This window comes from Sulfitobacter sp. G21635-S1 (assembly GCF_027213915.1).
GTDB lineage: Bacteria > Pseudomonadota > Alphaproteobacteria > Rhodobacterales > Rhodobacteraceae > Sulfitobacter.
In genome coordinates, this window is sequence record NZ_JAPWGV010000016.1 from 87473 (window position 1) to 106499 (window position 19027).

Sequence of the window (19027 nt, forward strand, 5' to 3'; positions counted from 1 at the left end):
AAACCATGACTGATACTGCCGATAAAGACGACGTTCTGGGCCGCGCACGGGTGCGCGACACGCCGGAGCTGGAGGCCTATTACGAGGATCTGGCAAAGCAGGACACCGGCGCGCTCTGGACCGTTGCCAACTCGATCGAGCCCTGGGAGCCGACGCCGACGTCCGATCCCGTGTTGTGGCGCTGGGACGACCTGCGTCCGCAGGTTCTGCGCGCCATTGATCTGGTGCGCCCCGAGGATGCGGGCCGGCGTGTTGTCTATCTGCGCAACCCCAAGCGGCGCGAGGTCAGCGCCGCCTGCGGCTGGCTGTTCTCGGGCATCCAGACGATGAAAGCGGGCGAACGCGCAGGCGCCCACCGCCACGCGGCCTCGGCCTTGCGGTTCATCATGGAAGGTACCGGCGCCTATACGATTGTCGAGGGCCACAAGATGAGCCTTGGCGCGAAGGATTTCGTGCTGACGCCCAACAGCACATGGCATGAGCACGGGATCGAGGAAGACGGCAGCACCTGCCTGTGGCAGGACGGGCTGGACATTCCGCTGACCAACGCGCTTGAAGCGAACTTCTACGAGGTGCATCCGGAGGATTATCAGGCCAGCAACCTGCCGCTGGACGACAGCCCGGCGACCTATGGTTCCCCCGCGCTGATGCCCGAGCTGGACAAATGGGACCAGCCCTATTCGCCGCTGCTGAAATTCCGCTGGGACCAGACCTATGAGGCGTTGCAGAACTACGCCAAGGTGACTGACGGGTCGCCCTATGACGGGGTGATCATGCGCTACATCAACCCCAAGACCGGGGCGGATCCGATGCTGACCATGGGTGCCAACATGCAACTGTTGCGCCCGTCCGAGCACACCAAGGCGCACCGCCATACCGGCAACATCATCTATCAGGTGGCCAAGGGCGAAGGCTATTCCGTGATCAACGGAAAGCGGTTCGACTGGAAGGAAAAGGACATCTTCTGCGTGCCGCCCTGGATGTGGCACGAGCATTGCAACACGCAAAGCGGCGAGGATGCCTGCCTGTTCTCGTTCCACGATCTGCCGACCATGCGAAAGCTCGGCTTCTACGCGGAACAGGCTTTGGAAGACAACGGCGGCCATCAGGTCGTCAGCGGATAAATACAGGATACCAAAATGAAACTAGTTACCTATCGCGACGGCGTCGCAGGCGAAGGGCGTCTTGGCGTCGTGCAGGACGGCCTTGTCATCGACGTTGAATATCTGGGCGAGGCGGTTGGCGCGGCGCTGCCCGCTGACATGCTGACCTTGATCGACCTTGGTCCCGATGCGCTTCGGGCGATCAAGCAGGCCCTGTCGGATACGGCGGATGCGCGGCCCGCAGGGATTGCGGTGCCGGAGGAAAACGTGCGCCTGCTGGCGCCGATCCCGCGTCCGCGCAAGAACATCTTTGGCATCGGTCTGAACTATGTCGAACATGTCGCGGAAAGCGCCAAGTCGCTGGACACCTCCAAGGATCTGCCCAAGGAACCGGTGGTGTTCTCGAAACCGCCAACCAGCGTGATCGCAACCGGTGAGCCGATCCAGCACAATGCGTCGATGACGCAAATGCTGGATTGGGAGGTGGAGCTGGCGGTGATCATCGGCAAGCGCGCGACGCGGATTTCCAAGGATGACGCGATGAGCCATGTCTTTGGCTATTCGGTGATCAACGATGTTTCGGCCCGCGACAACCGCCGCGCGGGGCAGTGGATTTTCTCGAAAGGGCAGGACAGCTATTGCCCCTTTGGCCCCGCGATCGTGACTGCGGAGGATATTGCGGACCCGCATGACCTGACGCTTTGGCTGAAAAAGAACGGCGAGGAAAAGCAGCGGTCCAACACCAAGCATTTGTTGTTCGATATCCCGACGCTGATTGCCGATATTTCGTCTGGCATCACGCTGGAGCCCGGCGATATCATCGCCACCGGCACCCCGGCAGGCGTGGGTGCGGGGCGCGATCCGCAGGAATGGATGTGGCCCGGTGACGTGATCGAATGCGGTGTCGATGGCATCGGCGTGCTGCGCAATCCGGTTGTGAAGATCGGGGACTGACATGGAAAACATGCATCAGACCCTGAAGATCGGGCAGATCGTTCCGTCATCGAACCTGACGATGGAACGTGAAATCCCGGCGATGCTGCGGTCGCGTGAAACGCTCTATCCTGAGCGGTTTTCCTTCCACTCCAGCCGGATGCGGATGAAGAAGGTGACCAAGGAAGAGCTGGCCGCGATGGACAAGGACAGCGACCGCTGCGCGCTGGAGCTGAGCGATGCGGCGGTCGATGTGATGGGCTATGCCTGTCTGGTTGCGATCATGTCGATGGGGCGGGGATATCACCGCGAAAGCCAGAAGCGCCTGCATCAGGTGACCGTGGACAACGGCCACCCCGCGCCGGTTGTCAGCTCTGCCGGAGCGCTGGTCGACGGGCTGCACCTGATGGGGGCCAAGCGGGTTTCGATCGTGACGCCCTACATGCGCCCCTTGACTGATATGGTCGCGGATTACATCACGGCGGAAGGGATCGAGGTGACCGACAGTATCGCGCTTGAGATTCCCGACAACCTTGAGGTTGCCGCGCAGGATCCGATGAACCTGACCGAGATCTACAAACGTGCGAACCTCAAGAACATCGACGCGCTGGTGCTGTCGGCCTGTGTGCAAATGCCCTCGCTTGCCGCGATCCAGAAGGTCGAGGTTGAATGCGGGATTCCCGTGGTGTCGGCCGCCGTGGCGACAACCCATCAGATGCTGACAAAGCTGAACCTCAAGCCGCATGTGCCGGGTTGCGGGGCGTTGTTGTCAGGCAAATACCTGTAAACAGACAGGATCGAACGCGGCCTGACCTGTACCCGGGCCAGGCCGCGTTCTACATAGACATTATTGGTCGAGAGGGGCCGCAGGCGGGCAGCGGTCAGCGTTTGACCTTGTAGCCGGTGGTTTCCAGATCCCACATGTCCGGCACAATTCCTTCCTCGCGCAGCACGACCTTCTTGATCTTGCCGTTCTCGGTCAGGGGCATCGCCTGCATCTGCCGGACGTAGCGCGGCACCGCGAAATGGGCCAGGCGTGTTTCCAGATATTGGATCAGGTCCAGCGGGGGCAGGGTTTGCCCGTCCTTCAGCTGGATTGCCGTTGCAACTTCGTCTTCGCCCAGTTCCGATGGCACCGGATAGACCGCGCAGGCCTCAATCGCGTCATGGGTCATGATGGCCTGTTCGACCTCCCATGACGATACATTCTCGCCCCGGCGGCGGATCGCGTCCTTCATCCGGTCGATGAAGCTGAAATAGCCATCGGGGTTGCGCACCACCCGGTCACCGGTGTGGAACCACAGGTTGGCCCAGGCCTCGACCGTCTTTTCCGGCATGCCGAAATATCCCGAAGCAAAGGAATGCGGCTCTGTCGGGCGCAGCAGCAGTTCGCCTGCCGTGCCGTCGGGGACCGGCATGTCGTGTTCGTCGGCCACCATGGCATGGGCCCCCTTGGCGAGCTTGCCCATGCTGCCGGGACGGGGAGAGGGGTAGGGGTTGTAGAACAGGAAATTGCTTTCGGTGGAGGCATAGCCATCGACCAGCGGAACGCCGAAACGGTGAAAGAACGTCTCTTGATCCCGGGCGGGCACACCGCCACCCAGGGCGGTGCGGATGACATGTTTGCGGTCCCCGGGCCGCTCAGGCTGGGCCATCAGGATCGCGGCCATTGCCCCCAGCAGATAGGTCACGGTGGCACGGCATTCCACCGCGGACGTCCAATAGCCGGAGGCCGAGAATTTCGGCAGCAGCACATATTCGCAACCCATCAGCAGCGCCTGGTAAAAGGCGTTGAGCGCATTGGTGTGGAACACCGGAAGGGCGGTCATCAGCACATCGCCTTCGCGCACGCCCAGTGCGCGGGCCGAATAGATGCCCCACCAGAAGAATTGCGCCTGCGGGCAGCAGACGCCCTTTGACGGGCCGGTGGTGCCCGAGGTGTAGAGGATTGCGGCGGTATCGCCCGGCTGCACGGCAAGAATGTCCGCCGCTTGCGCCGTTGAACCGCTGGTCTGAATGCCCTCCGCCGTGACGGGCCAAAGCAGCGGGGACAGCTGCGCATCTGCGCCCAGATCGTCGTAGGCGTGCTGAAACTGCTCTTCCACGATCAGCAGCTTGGGCCCGGCGTTTGCCAGAACATGGGCAAGCTGTGCGCCGCGAAAGGCGGTATTGACCGGGGTGGCGATGGCCCCGATCCAGGTGGCCCCCAGGTAGGCCTGCAGGAATTCGGCGCGGTTGCTGCAGTGGATCAGCACGCGGTCGCCCGCGCTGATCCCCGCCGCACCCAGCCGCGTGCCCCAGTCGCGGGCGACCTCGGCGGTGCGGGCAAACGTCCAGCTGACGCCGCCGCAGGTCACGAAAGGCCGGTCGCCGTAGCGGTCGGCCTGACGTTGCAGCATTGTCCGCAGTGTCCGGTCCTGTGGCGCAAATCCGTCCACGACGTCGTCGTAACGATCATGGCAGGTGGGATGCGTGACGGGCGGTGTGTCTGCAGACATGGTTTGCAGTCCTACTTGATCAGGTTGGGAAGCCATGTGGCGACCGACGGCACGAAGATCAGAAGCGCAAGCACCGCCAGTTCGATCAGGATGAAGGGCAGTGCCGAGTTGATGATCTGGCCTATCGTGATCCCTTCCGGCGCGACGCCCCGCATGACGAAGAGCAGCAGGCCGAAGGGTGGCGTCAGCAGCCCGATCTCCATCGTGATCAGGATCAGCACCATCAGCCAGATCGGATCAATGTCATAGATCGCCTGAAGCGAGGTTTGCCCCAGCAGGAAGAACGGCAGGGTGAGCAGCAACATGCTGACCTGATCCATGAAGGCCCCGAGAAAGAGCAGGATGAGGATCATGAACAGCACCACCGAGAGCGCCGAAAGATCGAGTGCGGTCATGGCCTGGAGCAACCCCTGAGTGGCGCCCGAGACGGCCATCGCCTGGGTAAACACCAGCGACCCGGCAATGATGAAAATGATCATGGTGTTGACCTTGGCCGTTTCCATCAGCGCCTTGCCAACCTCGGCCCAGCCGAAATCGGCGCCTTCAATGCCGGTGATCGTGATCGTGCTCTTGAACAGCCGGAAGAACAGGCAGGCGCCGAATGCAGCGAGGCAGCCCATTGCGGCGGCTTCGGTCGGCGAAGCAAAGTTCGTCAGGATGCTGCCGACCACAACAATGAAGATACTGAACAGCGGGAGGATGTAGATGATCGTCGGCAAGAGACGGTTCACCATGCGCAGCGAGCGGCCCTGGTATGTCCAGGACCACAGGGTGCGGCGCCGGCTGTTGACCGTGATGGTCAGCGGCTTGTCCAGATAGCTGGTATCGGTTTCGAAAGGGGGTGCCAGATCAGGGTTGATGGTGCACCGGATGATCACATAGGCAAAGAAGCTCATCGCCATCAGAAAGCCGGGAATGATACCGGCGACCAGAAGCAGGGCCACGGATTTCTGCGAGATACTTGCCAGCAGCACCGCCAGCGACGAGGGCGGGATCAGCATGGCAATGCCCCCCACCGCCATGATCGGGCCCATCGCGATGGCAGGTTTGTAGCCGCGCCTGAGCATGTCCGGCAAAAGGACCTTGCCCAGGATCGCGGTGTTGGCCACGGTCGATCCGGAGAGGGAGGAAAATACTGTTCCGCCGACGATGGACACGATGGCCAGCCGGCCCGGCACCCGCGAGATCATGCGCTCGATTGCGCCGATGGCCTTGAAGGCGACCCCTGTCTCAAGCAGGATTTCCCCCATTAGCAGGAACAGGGCGATGGTCGCGAGTGAATAGGATATCGCCTCGTGAAATTCCATCGGCATGCTCTGAAGCGACAGGGAGGCAATCGTCCAGTCCCCCATTGTCGCAAGGCCACCGATGAACAGGGCGGTGCCGATGATGTTCGCGGCCATGAAGGCAAAGGCAACCGGCAGGCCGAGGAATAGAAAGAAGCAGACGATCCCGAGCAGCAGGACAAGGGCAGAATACCATTCCATCATCAGAATCCTATGTCTGTAGAGATTTTATGGTCGGACATTCCCGCACGTCGAAACCGGAACAGGAATTCGATGGCGAGCATGAGGAATGACAGCGTGAAGACGGCAAGAACGATCCAGTTGGGGATTTGCAGGTCCTTGTCCGGCAGGGAGCCGAAGGCATAGCTGCTGAGCGTGCCGTTGGCCCCGAAATAGGCCATGCAGAGGCATAGCAGCGAGCCGAATAGATCAATCGCACGTTCCACCCTGGCGCCGAGCCAGGCTGGAATTGCGGTCAGGATGATGTCGACGCGCACATGGGCCCCTTTGTAGAGCACCCAGGCCGACGACAGGAACACCCCTGCGTAAAGCCCGTATTCAGCGCCTTCGTTCAACCATTCCAGACCGCGCAGGCCCAGTTTGCGCAAGAAAAAATCGAGGGGGACGAGGATTGCGAAAACGCCGATCGACCCGGCCACGCAGATGGCGACAAACAGGTTGAATTTCTCAAAGACGGTTTCGAATCTGTCGATAAGCGAAGGCATGACGTTCTCCGGCTCGTGTTGCAGGCAGGCAAGCCCGGCAGACCATCAGGCGACGGTCTGCCGGAATTTGCGTTTGGTTGGTTTATTGGGCTGCTGTGAAAAGCTCTTTCAGCTTTGGCCCGGTCTCGGGGTTCTGCTCGATGAATTCGTCCCAGGCGGTTTCACGCGCCATGCTGACCCATTTGTCGGCTTCTTCGCCCTCAAGTGTGATGGTTTCGATGCCGTTTTCCTCGAACACCTTGAGCATCTCTGCATCCAGCTGCTTGGCATAGTCGCTGGTGCCTTCCATCTTGTTCTCCCAACCGATCACCACGTCGTTGATGACGGCGCGGGCCTCGTCGCTGAGCGCATTCCATTTGGTCATGTTTGCAACCGTATGGATGGAGGCGCGGTAGACGCCGGGTTCGACACGATATTTCGTGACCGGATACCAGGACGGAGAGATGCCGCGCACCGACCAGCCGTAGCCGTCAACCGCGCCGCTTTCCATCAGGGTATAAACCTCGGGCATGGAGGACCGCTGTACCGAGGCGCCCAGTGCCTTGAAGAAGGCCGTGTAGACAGGCGACACCCGCAGGTTCAGACCGGTCAGGTCGGCCTTGTCGATGGCCTTGCCCTCGGCGAGGAACAGGTTGAACGCGCCGTCATCATGGTGGCGGCCAACGAACTGGACGTTCTTCTTGTTCGAAATCTCCTGGAAATAGTCGATCGCGCCATTCTCACGCAGTTCGGCAAAGGTCTTCTCCTGAAGCCGGAGCGCGGGCGCTTCGGGAATGATATTGCCAAAGAAGGCCTCGGGACAGCCGGCAATGTCATAGGCCCCCTGGGCCATGCGTTCGACAACCTGGAACGGGCTGCCGATGGCGGGCGCGCCGCCCAGAAGGTCGATCTGAACGATCCCTTTGCCCTTTTCGTTGATCTCGGTCACGAGATTTTCGAAGGGCACGCCGGGAGGGGCGCCGATTGGAAAGCAGCTCACACCGCGCAGAGTAACCTCCTCGGCGGCCAGTGGCGTGGCAAGAATTGTGCCCGTCGCGATGATCGCGGCGAGGCCTTTCAGAAATACTGTCTTGGTCTTCATCATTTTTTCTCCCCTTGAGTGATGAAATTGAAATGCCGTCTGCGCTGCCCTGCGGTCTTCAACATGAAATCATGCTGTCCGGACCCGGCTTTTTTGCATTCTTCGGGCGAATCCTTGTTAACCGATAATGACGGCATCAAAGTATTTTACAAGTAAAAATATTTCTCAGCATATTATATGGCGGCGGGAATTATCCTGACAGACCCGGGCGACGTGGCCATTTACCTGCAATTTGCGCCGACGATTTCCGGGTCACTTCGCCCAGGCCATCGCCCGGCCGAAGGTATCCGGGCGGAAAGACACGCCGATGCGGTCGCCCATTCCCGCGCCATCGTCCAGAAAGGCGATCATCGAGGGTCCGCAGTCGAGGATCACCAGGCCGATCCTGATCGGCAGGCGGTCCTGAAAATAGGGGTTGGTGGTGGCCCGGATCGTTGTTTCGCTGGCGATCTGCCCCTGCGGCGGGGCGTCAGCCAGCGGCAGATCGGTCGACAGGCAGGACGGACAGACATCATGTGCGGGATAGAGGAACTGCGCGCAATCCGCGCATCTTTGCAATGCGAACCGCCCCTCTGCGGCAATCGCATCATAGAATGCGCCGCTGGCGGATGGCGGGTAGGGCGGCAGGTTCTGATCTGAGGGGTGGTCGGTCATGCGCCCTCCCCCGACAGAATGACCGCGCAGGAGGACAGACCCCTGGTATAGGTCATCATCCCGAAGCCGGACGCCAGGGCAAGGTTTGCGCCCTTGACCTGCGTATCGCCTGCCGTTCCCAGAACCTGGCGCACCGCTTCGGTCAACCCGACATAGGACCCCCCTGCGCCGGCCTGTCCGCAGGACAGCTGGCCGCCGGAGGTATTATGGGGAAAGTCGCCTTCGATCCGCAGATCATGGCTGCGGACAAATTCCGCCCCTTCACCCTTCCTGCAAAAGCCCAGATCTTCCATCTGCATCATGCAGATCACCGGATAATCGTCATAGGTCTGCACCACGTCGATGTCATCGGGTCCGACACCGGCCATACTGTAGAGTTCGCCCACGTCCTCCACCCAGCCGCCGGAGGTCTGCATGGGATCAATCGACCGTGCGTTGTGGCGTTCGATGCTGCTGCGCAGTCTGGCACCGGCAATGCCGCAGGCCCGGGCCGTGTCCTGCCGCATGACCAGCACCGCCTCGGCCCCGGCGCAGGGCATCACGCAGTCGAACAGATGGATCGGATCGGCGATTGGCCGTGCGTTCATGTATTGATCGAGCGTCAGTGGCTCTTTCATCAGTGCATTTGGGTTCTTCATGGCGTTGGACCGCTGTGCCACGGCAATGCGTCCCAGATCCTCGCGGCTTACATTGAATTGTTCCATGTAATTGCGGGCGATCAGGGCAAAGCTGGCATTGGTGCCACCCGCGCCATAGGGATAGACCGCATCCTGCGAGAACCGTGAAAAATTGGCCAAGGTATTGCCGAATGACCCGCGCTGGTTGGTGTCGGCACCGATGCAGGCCACGACATCGCAGTCACCGGATTGGACGGCGCGTGCGGCACGTCGGACCCCGGTGATCCCGCTGGCACCGCCAAGGGGTACATGGTCCAGCCACCGGACGCTGAGCCCCAGATGTTCGGCCAGGCCAATCGCGGTGTCGGGCGCTGTGGTGAAACTGGACAGGCAGAAACCGTCGATGTCGCGCGCTTCAATGCCCGATCCGTCCACCAGGGCCCGCAAGGCCCGTCCGATCCACCAATGCGCGGATTGTTCGCTGAACCTGACGTAGGGAAGACTGACGGGCGTCGTGATCACCACGTCGTCATAGGCGCGACGGTCGATACTGAACTTTCCCATACGGTTGGTCATATCTCTCTTTGCGGATCGTCGCCCGGTTCGGAAGGATCTCCAATAAGGCGTCTTGCCGGATTTCCGAAGATACCGGCTGAATTTATTTTATATATAAAATAAATTGCTGTCAACGTGCCGGAGGGATGATCTGATTGAACCTGGCAGGGGGCCGATGGCATCAACGCTGGCCGAAAGCGCACAATAATCAACCTGATCCGAAATGGACCGCCATTTTTCGCATCACTAGCCTTTTGACTACATATGCTTTGGGAAAGGCCATACAGATGTTGAATTCGATCAGAAACGGATGCCGCGAAGTACCCTCCGACGTCCCTGGACCCCGCGCAACAGATGAGGCCGCAGCAGAGGGCGTGACCCGTGCCCGCTTTCTCCGCCTCCTGGGTGCAGGGTTTCTGGCCAGTGGTGCGGGGCTGTCTGCAAATGACCTCTTTGCACAGACCACGGGCGATACTGCGCCGGTCACCGAGTTGGAAAAAGTCTATGACGCCTGGCAGGAAAGATTCAATGCAGGCGACCTTGAAGGTCTGGTTGCGCTTTATGCTGAGGATGTCACCTATATCAATCCGGACGGTGCAACGCTTCACGGCAAGGCGGCCACAAGGGGCGATTACGAGGGGCTTCTGGCGTTGAAACCCAGGATCGAGATCGGCAACCGCATCCATGTCCTCCATCAGGACATTGCGCTGTCGACCAATCACTGGACACTTGAGCTTACCGATCCGGAAGGGAAAGTGCAGAACCTCACCGGCGGCGGCATCGAAGTGCTGCGTGATTACGGCGCTGCCGGATGGCAGTTCATCATTGACGATGCGTCGCGGTCGGCCTCATAAATCTCGCCCGGCCATCGCTGTTTCAGGCGTAAGGGATGGCCGGAATGCCTGCCAACCACTCAGGCCAGGTCAGGAGGGCTGCCCGCCAAGACTTGCGCCGCCACAGACATACAGCACCTGACCGGTGACAAAGCTGGCATTTCTATCCAGGAAGAACCCGGCCGCGTTGGCGATGTCTTCGGGTGTGCCGATGCGCCGGACCGGCACGCCATTGGCGATTTTTTCCTGCAACTCGCCGTCCCTGGGCACGATGCCCCAGAAATTCTCGGTCAGGACCGGGCCGGGGGCGATGGCGTTGACCGTGATCCCGCTGGGGGCCAGTTCAAGCGCCCAGGTGCGCATCAAACCGTGCACACCGGCCTTTGTCGCGGCATAGGCGGAGCGGGTCGGCATCCCCATCGAGGCGCGGGAAGTGATGAACAGGATGCGCCCGAACCGACGTTCCGTCATGCCCGGCAGGACAGCCTGTGTCAGCGCCATGGGGGCGGCCAGATGCAATTGCGCCAATGTCAGAACGTCATTCGGGTTTGCATCGGACAACAGGGCGGGCAGGATCGCACCTGCGTTGTGGACCACGGCATCAACTGCATGATCGGCGGCAATCTCTGCTGCCACCTTGGCGGTGGCCGTCGCATCTGTCAGATCGACCGTATAGCCATACAGATTTTCCTGCCCGGCAGCGGGCATTTCCAACCCCAGCGACACGACCTTTTCGCCCCGCGCGCGCAGCAGATCGCCGATTGCGGCGCCGATGCCGGAGTTTCCCCCGGTGATCAGAGTTGTCTTCACGCGGCTTCTCCTTCGACGAGGGCGACCACGCGCAAGGGGCTGCCCGAACCGCCCTCGATCTTGAGCGGGCATGCCACGATGATCGCGCCGAAGGTCGGCAGCTTGTCCAGGTTGGTCAGGCATTGCAGGCCGAACCTGCCGTTGCCATGCAGGATCGAATGGGCGGGCAGGGGCGGATTGAATGTGCTTGCCTGTCCGGCATCGGTGCCGACCGTCTCGACCGCCAGGCCGACGCATTTGCGGTCGTGAACCAGAAACTCGACAGCGCCTGCATCCGGCCCGGGCGAATGCGCGCCGTCTTCGAGCAGGTTCAGGTACTCCGGCGTGCCGACCCGTTTGTACCAATCCGTGCGCAAGGCGATCCAGTGGTCGGGGGGGATTGTGCCGTGTTCCGTTTCCCAGTTTTCGAGGAAATCGCGTGTCAGGACAAAATCCGCGTCTGCCGCGGATTCCGCCGAGATGTCGATCACCACGGCAGGTGCAACAAATTTCTGCGCCGGGATGGCGTCAACCGTATTCGATGGCAGATCCTTGCCCGTCACCCAATGCGCGGGAGCATCGAAATGCGTGCCGGTGTGTTCGTTCATCGAAATGTTGTTCCAGTACCAGGCCGGCCCGTCCGCGTCGTAGCGCGACAGCTTTTCCATGCGGAACGGGGCGCATTGGCCAAACTCGGCCGGCAGCACGATGACCGGGAAATCCGGGCTGAGCGTGTTGGTCAGGTCGATGACGCGCACCTGGCCAGACGCCAGGGCCACCGCAAGATCCGCAAGTACGGTTTTGCTCATTTGTTTTCCTCACGAATTGTCAGAAGCGGATCGTCCTGCCAGCGGGTCAGTACATCCTTTGCGACCTCGTCGGCACAGATGGTTTCCTGCCCCTGCTGAAGGGCGGTCACGACGGCGCGCGCGATCTGGGCGGGTGCGGTTTTGGGGGGCGGAACGTTCTGATGCCAGCCGTCATCCACCGGGCCCGTCAGGACAGAGATCACACGTATGCCGGTCCGGGCCATCTCACCCCGAAGGCTTGCGAGAAGGGAAAGCCGCGCGGCGGCTGCGGCGGAGGACCCGGCAAAGCCTGCCCGTCCGGTCAGCCCGTGGATGGAGGCGATATCGACAAAGGCCGCGGCGGAGCGATCGCCATCGTCCGAGCGCCCCGAAAGGGCAGGGGCAAACCCCTGCGCCAGCCGCATCAGGCCCGTCACTTCCAGATCCAGCCCGGATTGCAGATCGTTCAGGTTTCCCCCGAAACCGACGCCACCCTGGCGGGCGAACTGCGCCGTATTCACCACGATGTCCACGCGTCCGCCCAACTGCCCGGCCAGCGCCTCGATGCTGCGGGTGTCGGTCAGGCCCAGCCGGACAGGTTCGATCCCGGGGGTGGCCTCGATCCGGTCCTGACCGGGATAACGCATCAGGGGGTCCGCGTTGCCGAGGAAGACCGTCTTTGCGCCCGCCTTGAGCAGGGCTTCGGCCACCGCCTGTCCGGTTTCCGTCCGGCCATCGGTCACCAGAACGCGCCGATATTTCGGGTCGGCGGTAAAGACCCGCAATTGGGGATCGTCAGCCATATGTGGCGTCTCCTTTTCCGGCATGGCAAAGAGTGCCGGATTGCCTGATCTGTCAAGCTTCAGTTCTATTTTGACGCGGTCACCCTGACCCACATCCCCATGCAGATGCACGGTTGCCATCGGCCCCGCATCCAGCCGGGCGGAACCTATGCGCCAGGGAAGATGGTCCTTGAAGAAGAGGTCGATGGAGCTGCGTATCGTGGTCTCCGCCTCGATCACTGCGCCGTCGGGCTGATCCTGCCAGCGCAATTCGCCCCAACAGAACGGGCAGCGGTCACGCTGCGGATAGGTTGCCCGCGCGCAATCGTCACAGACCTGCAGCACAAAGCGCCCCTGACCGGCGCGCGCCGCCATCGCCGTGGCCGCGCGGCTGCGCAGGGCAGGAGGGACATGGCCCGCACGAGTGACGACCAGCGGGTCCTTGCGTTTTGGCGGTGTCAGCGGATCACTCATCGCAGCACCTCCTGCTCAAGAACGGCGGCACCGGTGCAGATGCCGCGGTCATAATTCACCAGACCAAAGCCCGAGATCAGCGCGCGTCTGGCGTCGGGCACCTGATCGCCCAGGGGCGTCTGCAGGATCTGTCGCAACCCTTCGGTGACGTTCTGAAATCCGCCGGCGGCGCCGGCCTGACCCACAGAGAGTTGCCCGCCGTTGGTATTGAGCGGCAGAGAGCCAGAAATCGTGAAATCGTTGTCTGCGATGAACCGGGAAAGCTCCGGCTTTTCGCAAATCCCCAGATCGGCCAGTTGCATGGCCACGATCACCGGATAGTCGTCATAAAGCTGGACCATATCCATATCCTGCGGGCCACATCCCGCCGCCGACCACAGATCGTCAATGTCGCGCGCCCAGCCGCCGCGCGTCTGCACCGGGTCTTCGGGAAAGGCATTGTGCCGTTCGATCGTCGCGGCCAGCCGCGCGGTGGACAGGCCCAGCTGTTCCGCCTTTTCGGGGGTTGTCACGATAAAGGCCTCGGCCCCGGCGCAGGGCATGACACAATCGAACAGATGGATCGGGTCGGAGATGGGCCGCGCCTGCATGTATTGGTCGTGGGTCAGGGGCTTTTTCATCAGTGCGAAGGGGTTGGACAGCGCATTGTCCCTTTGCGCGACGCAGAGCTTGGCAAAATCATCGCGCGAGACGCCGTATTCCCGCATGAAGTTATCGGCGATCAGCGCGAAGGTCGCGTTGGGTCCGCCGAAGCCGTAGGGATAGGTGGCATCCTGCGAAAACCGCGAAAAGCCCTGCAAGGTCTGGCGGAAGCTGTCGATCTGGTTGGTGTCGGCGGCAACACAGGCCACGATGTCGGCATCGCCCATCTGAACCGCACGGGCCGCGCGCCGCAGGGCCATGACGCCGCTGGCCCCGCCGGTGGGGATGTGATCCATCCAGCGCGGGCTGAGCCCCAGATGCTGCACCATGCCGACAACCGTGTCCGGCCCGGCAGAGAAACTGGCAAAACAGAAACCGTCGAAATCTTCTGGCCCCAGCCCGGTCTGGCGCGACAGGGCGGCCAGGGCGCTGCCGGTCCACCAGTGCGCGGTCTTGTCGGAATACCGCGCATAGGGAACGGTGACCGGCGCACAGACGGCAACGCCGTCATAGGGCTTTTGCCGGGCCATCAGGTTGTGCGTTTCTTCAGGTGTCGGGTGTCGATGAACCCGTCTGTTTCAAAGGTCTTCACCAGCAGGTCTTTCAACTGACCCCGGAGGATTTTCTGCGTGGCGGTCAGTGGCAGATCCTCGACAAAAGCGATCCAGCCGGGGGCCTTGTAGTATGCCATCTGATCCAGGGCCCAGGTCACGATCTCTTCGGCCTTGGCGCTGTTGCCTTCGGCACCGTCCAGAATGATGAACACGGCCACTTCGTCGCCGCGTACATCGTCCGGGGCGGCAGCGGCGGCGCAGGAGGCGATCTCGGGGTGACGGTTCAGGATCGATTCCACTTCCACCGCCGAGATGTTCTCGCCCGAGCGGCGGATCACGTTCTTCTTGCGGTCGACGAAGTGCAGCGATCCGTCTTTGTCCTGCTGAACCACGTCACCGGTATGGAGCCAGCCGCCTTCCCAAAGCTCGTCGGTTGCTTCGCGGTTTTTCAGATAGCCCGAGAAGAAGCCGTAGCGCGGATTGTCCCCGGCGCGGCGCACGAGCATTTCGCCGGGTGCGCCTGGTGCCACGTCCTTGCCCGCATCGTCGACGACGCGAACTTCAACCTCCTTGGCAGGCCGCCCAAAGCAGGCGGTTCCCGTCTTGCGCGGCTCCTCATTGGCGCAGATGACCCCACCCGATCCGGTCTCGGTACAGGCCCAGGCCTCGATCAGGGGGAAACCGTAGCGTTCTTCGAAAGGGTCATGCAGCTTGGCGTCCACGCCCGCGCCAAATCCGAAACGGACATTGTGATTGCGGTCGTCTTCGGAAGGGTCGGCGCGCATCAGCATGGGCGGCATCACGCCCAGATAATGCACCACCGTCGCGCCGCTTTTGCGGACCGAAGCCCACCAGCTGCGCGGATGGAACCGGTCCAACATGATCAGGCAGCCGCCCACCGTGATCATGGCCATCACCGAAACGGCCATCGCGTTCATGTGGAAAACGGGCAGGGGGGTCAGCATCCGCTCCGCGCCCTGACGCAGGCTGATGTGGCCGCCGGCGCCGGCGTACCAGTCACCGGAATAGAGGTAATATTCGTTGGACAGGATGCAGCCCTTGGGCTTGCCCGTGGTCCCGGAGGTATAGAGCAAGGCACATTCCGTCGCCGTGTTCGGCGCCGCCTCTGCCGCGGCGGGCCGGATGGCCTTTGGCAACGCGCCTTCGGGCGGTGTGACAAGGGTGGGAATGCCGGCGTTTTCCACGGCGGTCTTCATCTCTTCCAGCCGGTCGGACAGGACGATCGCCAGGATCATTTCAGAGTGTTCGGCCAGATACTCCAGTTCCGCCAGCCGCAGGTCCGGATTGATCGGCACCACGGAGGCCCCGAGCGCATTCAGCGCCAGCCAGATCTCCAGAAACACGGGACGGTTTTCCAACAGCAGCCCGACGCGATGGCCCGCGCCATATCCGGCATCCAGGAACCGGTTGCGCCAGTCCTCCACCCTTTGCGCCATCTCGTCATAGCTGATGTCGCCCTGCGGGATGCCATAGACCTGTGCCGTTTCCTCCAGCACATGCAGAAAGGGGGCATCGCCCTGCATCGCGGCGGTGCTCTTGAATCGGGTGTATACTGTTTCGGTGTTCATGCCTGCCTCAGATAAAGAGCTGGATGTTGCTGAATGGCGCATCGAAGTTGATCAGATCAATGCGCTTGAGCTTGATCTGCAATGCCCCGTCCACCTCGACCAACTCGTGACTGACCCAGCCGGAATAGCGTTCCAGCAGGTCACCCCGCGTTTCGGTATATATGAATGATGTGCGCAGTCTATGCACGCCCCCGTCTTCGCCCATCGAGAGGATGCGCGGCCGTTCCATCAGGTGATGGCAGCGGCTTTTGGGTTTCTGGCTGAAGGTGCGCTCACCTGCCAGACGCTCCACCCGGACGGTCAGCAGCAACCGGTCCTCATACATCAGCGAGGGCTGAAGGATCGGATCTTCCTGCTGCCATTCAAGTGGCATCCAGTAGCGTCCGTCCTTGTGAAACAGCGCCAGCCAGTCGTCCCAGCGCATCTGGTCAATCGTGGCGGCCTCGTCATAGACAAAATCGATCAGGTCATCGCGGTTCATTCTGCGGCCTCCACGGCTTGGTCCATGTTCTGAACCATGAACTTGCGCCAGGCATAGAACTGATTGCGCATCTGGCGTTCGGATGTGCCGTTGACGACTTCGGTCGTCTCTTCTGGCTCGTCATCTTCCCACAGGCGGCGCAGGTTGACCCATTCGTTGCCGTTGGAGTGCAGACCTTCCTGTGCGCGTTCGTACATCTCCAGATCGTCATGACCAACAATCGACGTCGGCGCGTTGATGAAGCGGTTATACATCAAGCCGCGCTCATAGAGTTTGTCGGGGGCACCCTTCAGCTTGAATACCCAGCTTTCCACCAGGGTCTTGTCGACCCCGAGCGGGATGAAGTTGCGCAGGATGCCGACCGGCCCCTTCACCATGATGTTGGGAAAATAGATCGTGTTGTGACGGATATCGCCCAGGATCTCCTGGGCGCGTTCCTTGCCATAGGCCTCGATCATCATGTCCTGATAGCCGCCCACGTCTTCGTAGTCCTGGTGGATCGAGCCGGAAACGCCGGTGTGGCCGTGGCCATTTGGCCAGACGCGAATGCCCGCCCCTTCATAGAACTCATAAGGGCTCATGAAAGGTGCATAAAGCTGCACGGCCATGGGGGTTTCGGTGAAGTTGTCCTTCTCGCGTTCCCAGACGCTGACCGCCGTCCCGGCAGAGCTTTCATGCGCGACCATCGGATGGCAGGTGTCGGTCTGGTTCTCGACCAGCATCTTCCAGTTGCAGGTGTGCATGTAGCGGATCGGCTGGCTGATCACCTCAAGCTCACCCTCGGGCGAGCGGTCGGCCATGTTATCGATCGTGGACAGGGATTCGCCAAAGAACTCTTCGAAGCTGAGGCCTTCTTTCGCCAGCCGCACGAAGATCAGGCCGCGGTAGATTTTCACGTTCTCGATCCGCGTCAGGCCCTTGGCCGCCTGATCCGCGTCAAATCCGGTGCCTTCGTAGCCCTTCTTCAGCGGGATCGCCAAAAGTGAACCATCGGTCTTGAACGACCATGCGTGATAGGGGCAGCGGAAGAACTTGCCGGTGTTGCCGCAAGGCTCGGACGCAATCTTGACGCCCTTGTGCGGGCAGCGGTTGTGCAGCACATAGACCTGCCCGTCTCGGTGACGGGATGCCAGAACCGGCTGGTTTCCGATCTTGGAGGTGATGAAGTCGCCGGTGTTCTTCAGCTGGCTTTCATGCCCGATGTAGATCCAGGAATTGGGAAAGAGCTGCTCCATTTCCAACTCGAAGATTTCCGCGTTCACGTAGACGTCGCGGTGAACGGCGTGGCCTTTGACCAAATCGGCGATGGCTTGGGAATTTCCGCGATAACGGTCCATGGCAGTCTCCAGTAAAGATCAGATATCAATGACAAGTTTGGGCGTTTTCGACCGCGATACACAGATCTGCATGACGTTGTTAGCCGCCTTTTCGCTGTCGGTCAGGATGACATCCCGGTGGTCGGGGATGCCGTCGATCACATCACATTGGCAGATCCCGCAGTCGCCGCGCTGGCAGTCGTAAAGCGGGTCGAGACCCGCATCTTCCAGCGCCTCGATGATCGTCTTGTCGGACGGGACATGCACGATCTGGCCGGTGCTGTGGATTTCGACGTCGAATGCCGTGTCCTCCGCCGTATTGGCTGCAACCGAAAACAGCTCGTAATGCACCCGCTCGACGGGCCAGCCCAGATCGGTGGCGACGGATTTGACCGCCTCGATCATGCCAGCCGGTCCGCAGAAGTAGACATGGGCACCATCGGGGGCCTGCCCGAGAATTTCGTTCAGATCCATCTTGCTGGGCTGATCGTCGTAATGCAGATGCAGCCGGTCGCCGCAGATTTCCTGCATTTCATTCACAAAGGCGAGCATCCCTTCGGAACGCCCGGCATAATGGGCCTCGAATGCGCGCCCTTTCGCGGCGAGTTCCGCCGCCATGGACAGGATCGGCGTGATGCCGATGCCGCCTGCGATCAGCACGGCCGGTTCGGCATGGTCGCCCAGTTCAAAATGATTGGTCGGGTTCGAGATCTGAACCCTGTCACCGGGCTTGAGCTCATGCATGAAGATCGACCCGCCCGTGCTTTGCGCCTCGCGCAGCACGCCAAGCGCCAGATGTCCGGGTTGCAGGCCCGGCAGCCGCAGCAGGGAGTACGAACGATCACCGCCGTCGCGCAGGCTGACGCGAACATGTGCGCCCGCGGTCCATACCATGGGGATCGGCGCCGACGGCTTCACTTCGATCCGTTTAACATCTTTGGTCTCGCTCGAAACGGCGATGACTTCGTAGCCTATGGACGGCATGACGCCCCCTTAATCCCACTCTATGCTTTTGCATAGTTTTATATATAAAATAAAAATCCGTCAAGAGGTTGATTGTTGAACCGGGCACGGGATGCGTCGCGGTGGCATGCCGCCGGGCCAACCCCCTTGGTCGCCATCTGTTCATCACCATTAAATACCACACGATGCCTGCATTCCACATCGGGATGTCAGGCGCCGCAAGGAGAAAATGCGCCGTCGATCTGCGATTAATGGATGAGGGTTGCATTCAGGGCGATCCGGAAACCCTCGAATGTTTCAATCCTAAAATCTACGCTGCGCTCAGACATCTTGTGGCGAAGCCTGCGGTGGTCGGATAAGCTCT

The 19027-nt window shown here is 61.1% G+C and carries 19 protein-coding genes; 5 read left to right on the forward strand and 14 right to left on the reverse strand.

Annotated elements, in window-relative coordinates; all coding sequences use genetic code 11:
* The first annotated feature begins 5 nt into the window (after window positions 1-5).
* The 3 genes from O4H53_RS15970 to O4H53_RS15980 are packed head-to-tail and all read left to right on the forward strand — an operon-like array spanning window position 6 to window position 2823.
* Window positions 6-1124 carry a cupin domain-containing protein gene (locus O4H53_RS15970; protein ID WP_269365330.1) on the forward strand — a complete coding sequence of 373 codons (1119 nt, stop codon included), beginning with the start codon at window positions 6-8 and terminating at the stop codon, window positions 1122-1124.
* Window positions 1125-1139: 15 nt separating this feature from the next.
* On the forward strand, window positions 1140-2057 hold the full coding sequence (locus tag O4H53_RS15975) for a fumarylacetoacetate hydrolase family protein (RefSeq protein WP_269365332.1): 918 nt from the start codon (window positions 1140-1142) through the stop codon (window positions 2055-2057).
* Between the two features lie 10 nt (window positions 2058-2067).
* The gene (locus O4H53_RS15980) at window positions 2068-2823 is read left to right on the forward strand and encodes a maleate cis-trans isomerase family protein (protein ID WP_269365394.1); all 756 of its coding nucleotides are present in this window, start codon (window positions 2068-2070) and stop codon (window positions 2821-2823) included.
* Between the two features lie 94 nt (window positions 2824-2917).
* Here O4H53_RS15980 and O4H53_RS15985 read toward each other — a convergent pair whose 3' ends face one another.
* The 6 genes from O4H53_RS15985 to O4H53_RS16010 all read right to left on the reverse strand — a co-directional run bounded on the left by O4H53_RS15985 (window position 2918) and on the right by O4H53_RS16010 (window position 9473).
* Entirely contained in the window at window positions 2918-4534 is a 1617-nt protein-coding gene (locus tag O4H53_RS15985; protein WP_269365334.1) for an ATP-dependent acyl-CoA ligase, read from the reverse strand.
* 11 nt (window positions 4535-4545) lie between these two features.
* Entirely contained in the window at window positions 4546-6021 is a 1476-nt protein-coding gene (locus O4H53_RS15990) for a TRAP transporter large permease (protein WP_269365335.1), read from the reverse strand.
* A gap of 2 nt (window positions 6022-6023) precedes the next feature.
* On the reverse strand, window positions 6024-6545 hold the full coding sequence (locus tag O4H53_RS15995) for a TRAP transporter small permease (protein WP_269365336.1): 522 nt from the start codon (window positions 6543-6545) through the stop codon (window positions 6024-6026).
* An 82-nt stretch (window positions 6546-6627) separates the two neighbouring features.
* Complete coding sequence (dctP, locus tag O4H53_RS16000; RefSeq protein WP_269365338.1) at window positions 6628-7626, reverse strand: TRAP transporter substrate-binding protein DctP; 999 nt, start codon at window positions 7624-7626, stop codon at window positions 6628-6630.
* A gap of 252 nt (window positions 7627-7878) precedes the next feature.
* Window positions 7879-8280 carry a Zn-ribbon domain-containing OB-fold protein gene (locus O4H53_RS16005; protein WP_269365340.1) on the reverse strand — a complete coding sequence of 134 codons (402 nt, stop codon included), beginning with the start codon at window positions 8278-8280 and terminating at the stop codon, window positions 7879-7881.
* Entirely contained in the window at window positions 8277-9473 is a 1197-nt protein-coding gene (locus O4H53_RS16010) for a thiolase family protein (protein ID WP_269365342.1), read from the reverse strand. Before O4H53_RS16010 ends, O4H53_RS16005 begins: the two co-directional genes overlap by 4 nt.
* A 266-nt stretch (window positions 9474-9739) precedes the next feature.
* Here O4H53_RS16010 and O4H53_RS16015 point away from each other — a divergent pair, with 266 nt between their 5' ends.
* A complete protein-coding gene (locus O4H53_RS16015) occupies window positions 9740-10306 on the forward strand; it encodes a YybH family protein (protein WP_269365343.1) in 567 nt (188 codons plus the stop codon).
* A gap of 69 nt (window positions 10307-10375) precedes the next feature.
* Here O4H53_RS16015 and O4H53_RS16020 read toward each other — a convergent pair whose 3' ends face one another.
* Genes O4H53_RS16020 through O4H53_RS16055 form a run of 8 tightly spaced genes read right to left on the reverse strand, consistent with a single transcriptional unit; the run spans window position 10376 to window position 18684 of the window.
* Complete coding sequence (locus tag O4H53_RS16020) at window positions 10376-11095, reverse strand: SDR family NAD(P)-dependent oxidoreductase (RefSeq protein ID WP_269365344.1); 720 nt, start codon at window positions 11093-11095, stop codon at window positions 10376-10378.
* Window positions 11092-11883 (reverse strand): cyclase family protein, encoded by a 792-nt coding sequence (locus tag O4H53_RS16025; RefSeq protein WP_269365346.1) that lies wholly within the window; start codon window positions 11881-11883, stop codon window positions 11092-11094. The genes O4H53_RS16020 and O4H53_RS16025 overlap by 4 nt, the downstream gene beginning before the upstream one ends.
* On the reverse strand, window positions 11880-13118 hold the full coding sequence (locus O4H53_RS16030; RefSeq protein ID WP_269365348.1) for an SDR family NAD(P)-dependent oxidoreductase: 1239 nt from the start codon (window positions 13116-13118) through the stop codon (window positions 11880-11882). Before O4H53_RS16030 ends, O4H53_RS16025 begins: the two co-directional genes overlap by 4 nt.
* Window positions 13115-14290 carry a thiolase family protein gene (locus tag O4H53_RS16035; protein ID WP_269365349.1) on the reverse strand — a complete coding sequence of 392 codons (1176 nt, stop codon included), beginning with the start codon at window positions 14288-14290 and terminating at the stop codon, window positions 13115-13117. The genes O4H53_RS16030 and O4H53_RS16035 overlap by 4 nt, the downstream gene beginning before the upstream one ends.
* Window positions 14290-15903: an AMP-binding protein gene (locus tag O4H53_RS16040; protein WP_269365350.1), complete on the reverse strand. Its 1614-nt coding sequence runs from the start codon at window positions 15901-15903 to the stop codon at window positions 14290-14292. The genes O4H53_RS16035 and O4H53_RS16040 overlap by 1 nt, the downstream gene beginning before the upstream one ends.
* Window positions 15904-15910: 7 nt before the next feature.
* The gene (locus O4H53_RS16045; RefSeq protein WP_114272927.1) at window positions 15911-16384 is read right to left on the reverse strand and encodes an aromatic-ring-hydroxylating dioxygenase subunit beta; all 474 of its coding nucleotides are present in this window, start codon (window positions 16382-16384) and stop codon (window positions 15911-15913) included.
* Window positions 16381-17721, reverse strand: a complete 1341-nt coding sequence (locus tag O4H53_RS16050; protein WP_269365352.1) for an aromatic ring-hydroxylating dioxygenase subunit alpha — start codon at window positions 17719-17721, stop codon at window positions 16381-16383. The genes O4H53_RS16045 and O4H53_RS16050 overlap by 4 nt, the downstream gene beginning before the upstream one ends.
* An 18-nt stretch (window positions 17722-17739) precedes the next feature.
* Entirely contained in the window at window positions 17740-18684 is a 945-nt protein-coding gene (locus O4H53_RS16055) for a PDR/VanB family oxidoreductase (RefSeq protein ID WP_269365354.1), read from the reverse strand.
* Between the two features lie 68 nt (window positions 18685-18752).
* Between O4H53_RS16055 and O4H53_RS16060 the strand changes: the two genes are divergently transcribed.
* A complete protein-coding gene (locus O4H53_RS16060) occupies window positions 18753-19022 on the forward strand; it encodes a hypothetical protein (protein WP_269365356.1) in 270 nt (89 codons plus the stop codon).
* The last annotated feature ends 5 nt before the right edge of the window (window positions 19023-19027 follow it).

Bases quoted from the DNA above. Each gene is read 5' to 3' on its own strand.
- O4H53_RS15985 (WP_269365334.1), bottom strand. From the start codon at position 4,534: ATGTCTGCAGACACACCGCCCGTCACGCATCCCACCTGCCATGATCGT.
- O4H53_RS15980 (WP_269365394.1), top strand. From the start codon at position 2,068: ATGCATCAGACCCTGAAGATCGGGCAGATCGTTCCGTCATCGAACCTG.
- O4H53_RS16045 (WP_114272927.1), bottom strand. From the start codon at position 16,384: ATGAACCGCGATGACCTGATCGATTTTGTCTATGACGAGGCCGCCACG.
- O4H53_RS15970 (WP_269365330.1), top strand. From the start codon at position 6: ATGACTGATACTGCCGATAAAGACGACGTTCTGGGCCGCGCACGGGTG.
- O4H53_RS15995 (WP_269365336.1), bottom strand. From the start codon at position 6,545: ATGCCTTCGCTTATCGACAGATTCGAAACCGTCTTTGAGAAATTCAAC.
- O4H53_RS16055 (WP_269365354.1), bottom strand. From the start codon at position 18,684: ATGCCGTCCATAGGCTACGAAGTCATCGCCGTTTCGAGCGAGACCAAA.
- O4H53_RS16005 (WP_269365340.1), bottom strand. From the start codon at position 8,280: ATGACCGACCACCCCTCAGATCAGAACCTGCCGCCCTACCCGCCATCC.
- O4H53_RS16025 (WP_269365346.1), bottom strand. From the start codon at position 11,883: ATGAGCAAAACCGTACTTGCGGATCTTGCGGTGGCCCTGGCGTCTGGC.
- O4H53_RS16040 (WP_269365350.1), bottom strand. From the start codon at position 15,903: ATGAACACCGAAACAGTATACACCCGATTCAAGAGCACCGCCGCGATG.
- O4H53_RS16030 (WP_269365348.1), bottom strand. From the start codon at position 13,118: ATGAGTGATCCGCTGACACCGCCAAAACGCAAGGACCCGCTGGTCGTC.
- dctP (WP_269365338.1), bottom strand. From the start codon at position 7,626: ATGAAGACCAAGACAGTATTTCTGAAAGGCCTCGCCGCGATCATCGCG.
- O4H53_RS15975 (WP_269365332.1), top strand. From the start codon at position 1,140: ATGAAACTAGTTACCTATCGCGACGGCGTCGCAGGCGAAGGGCGTCTT.
- O4H53_RS16035 (WP_269365349.1), bottom strand. From the start codon at position 14,290: ATGGCCCGGCAAAAGCCCTATGACGGCGTTGCCGTCTGTGCGCCGGTC.
- O4H53_RS16010 (WP_269365342.1), bottom strand. From the start codon at position 9,473: ATGACCAACCGTATGGGAAAGTTCAGTATCGACCGTCGCGCCTATGAC.
- O4H53_RS16015 (WP_269365343.1), top strand. From the start codon at position 9,740: ATGTTGAATTCGATCAGAAACGGATGCCGCGAAGTACCCTCCGACGTC.
- O4H53_RS16050 (WP_269365352.1), bottom strand. From the start codon at position 17,721: ATGGACCGTTATCGCGGAAATTCCCAAGCCATCGCCGATTTGGTCAAA.
- O4H53_RS15990 (WP_269365335.1), bottom strand. From the start codon at position 6,021: ATGGAATGGTATTCTGCCCTTGTCCTGCTGCTCGGGATCGTCTGCTTC.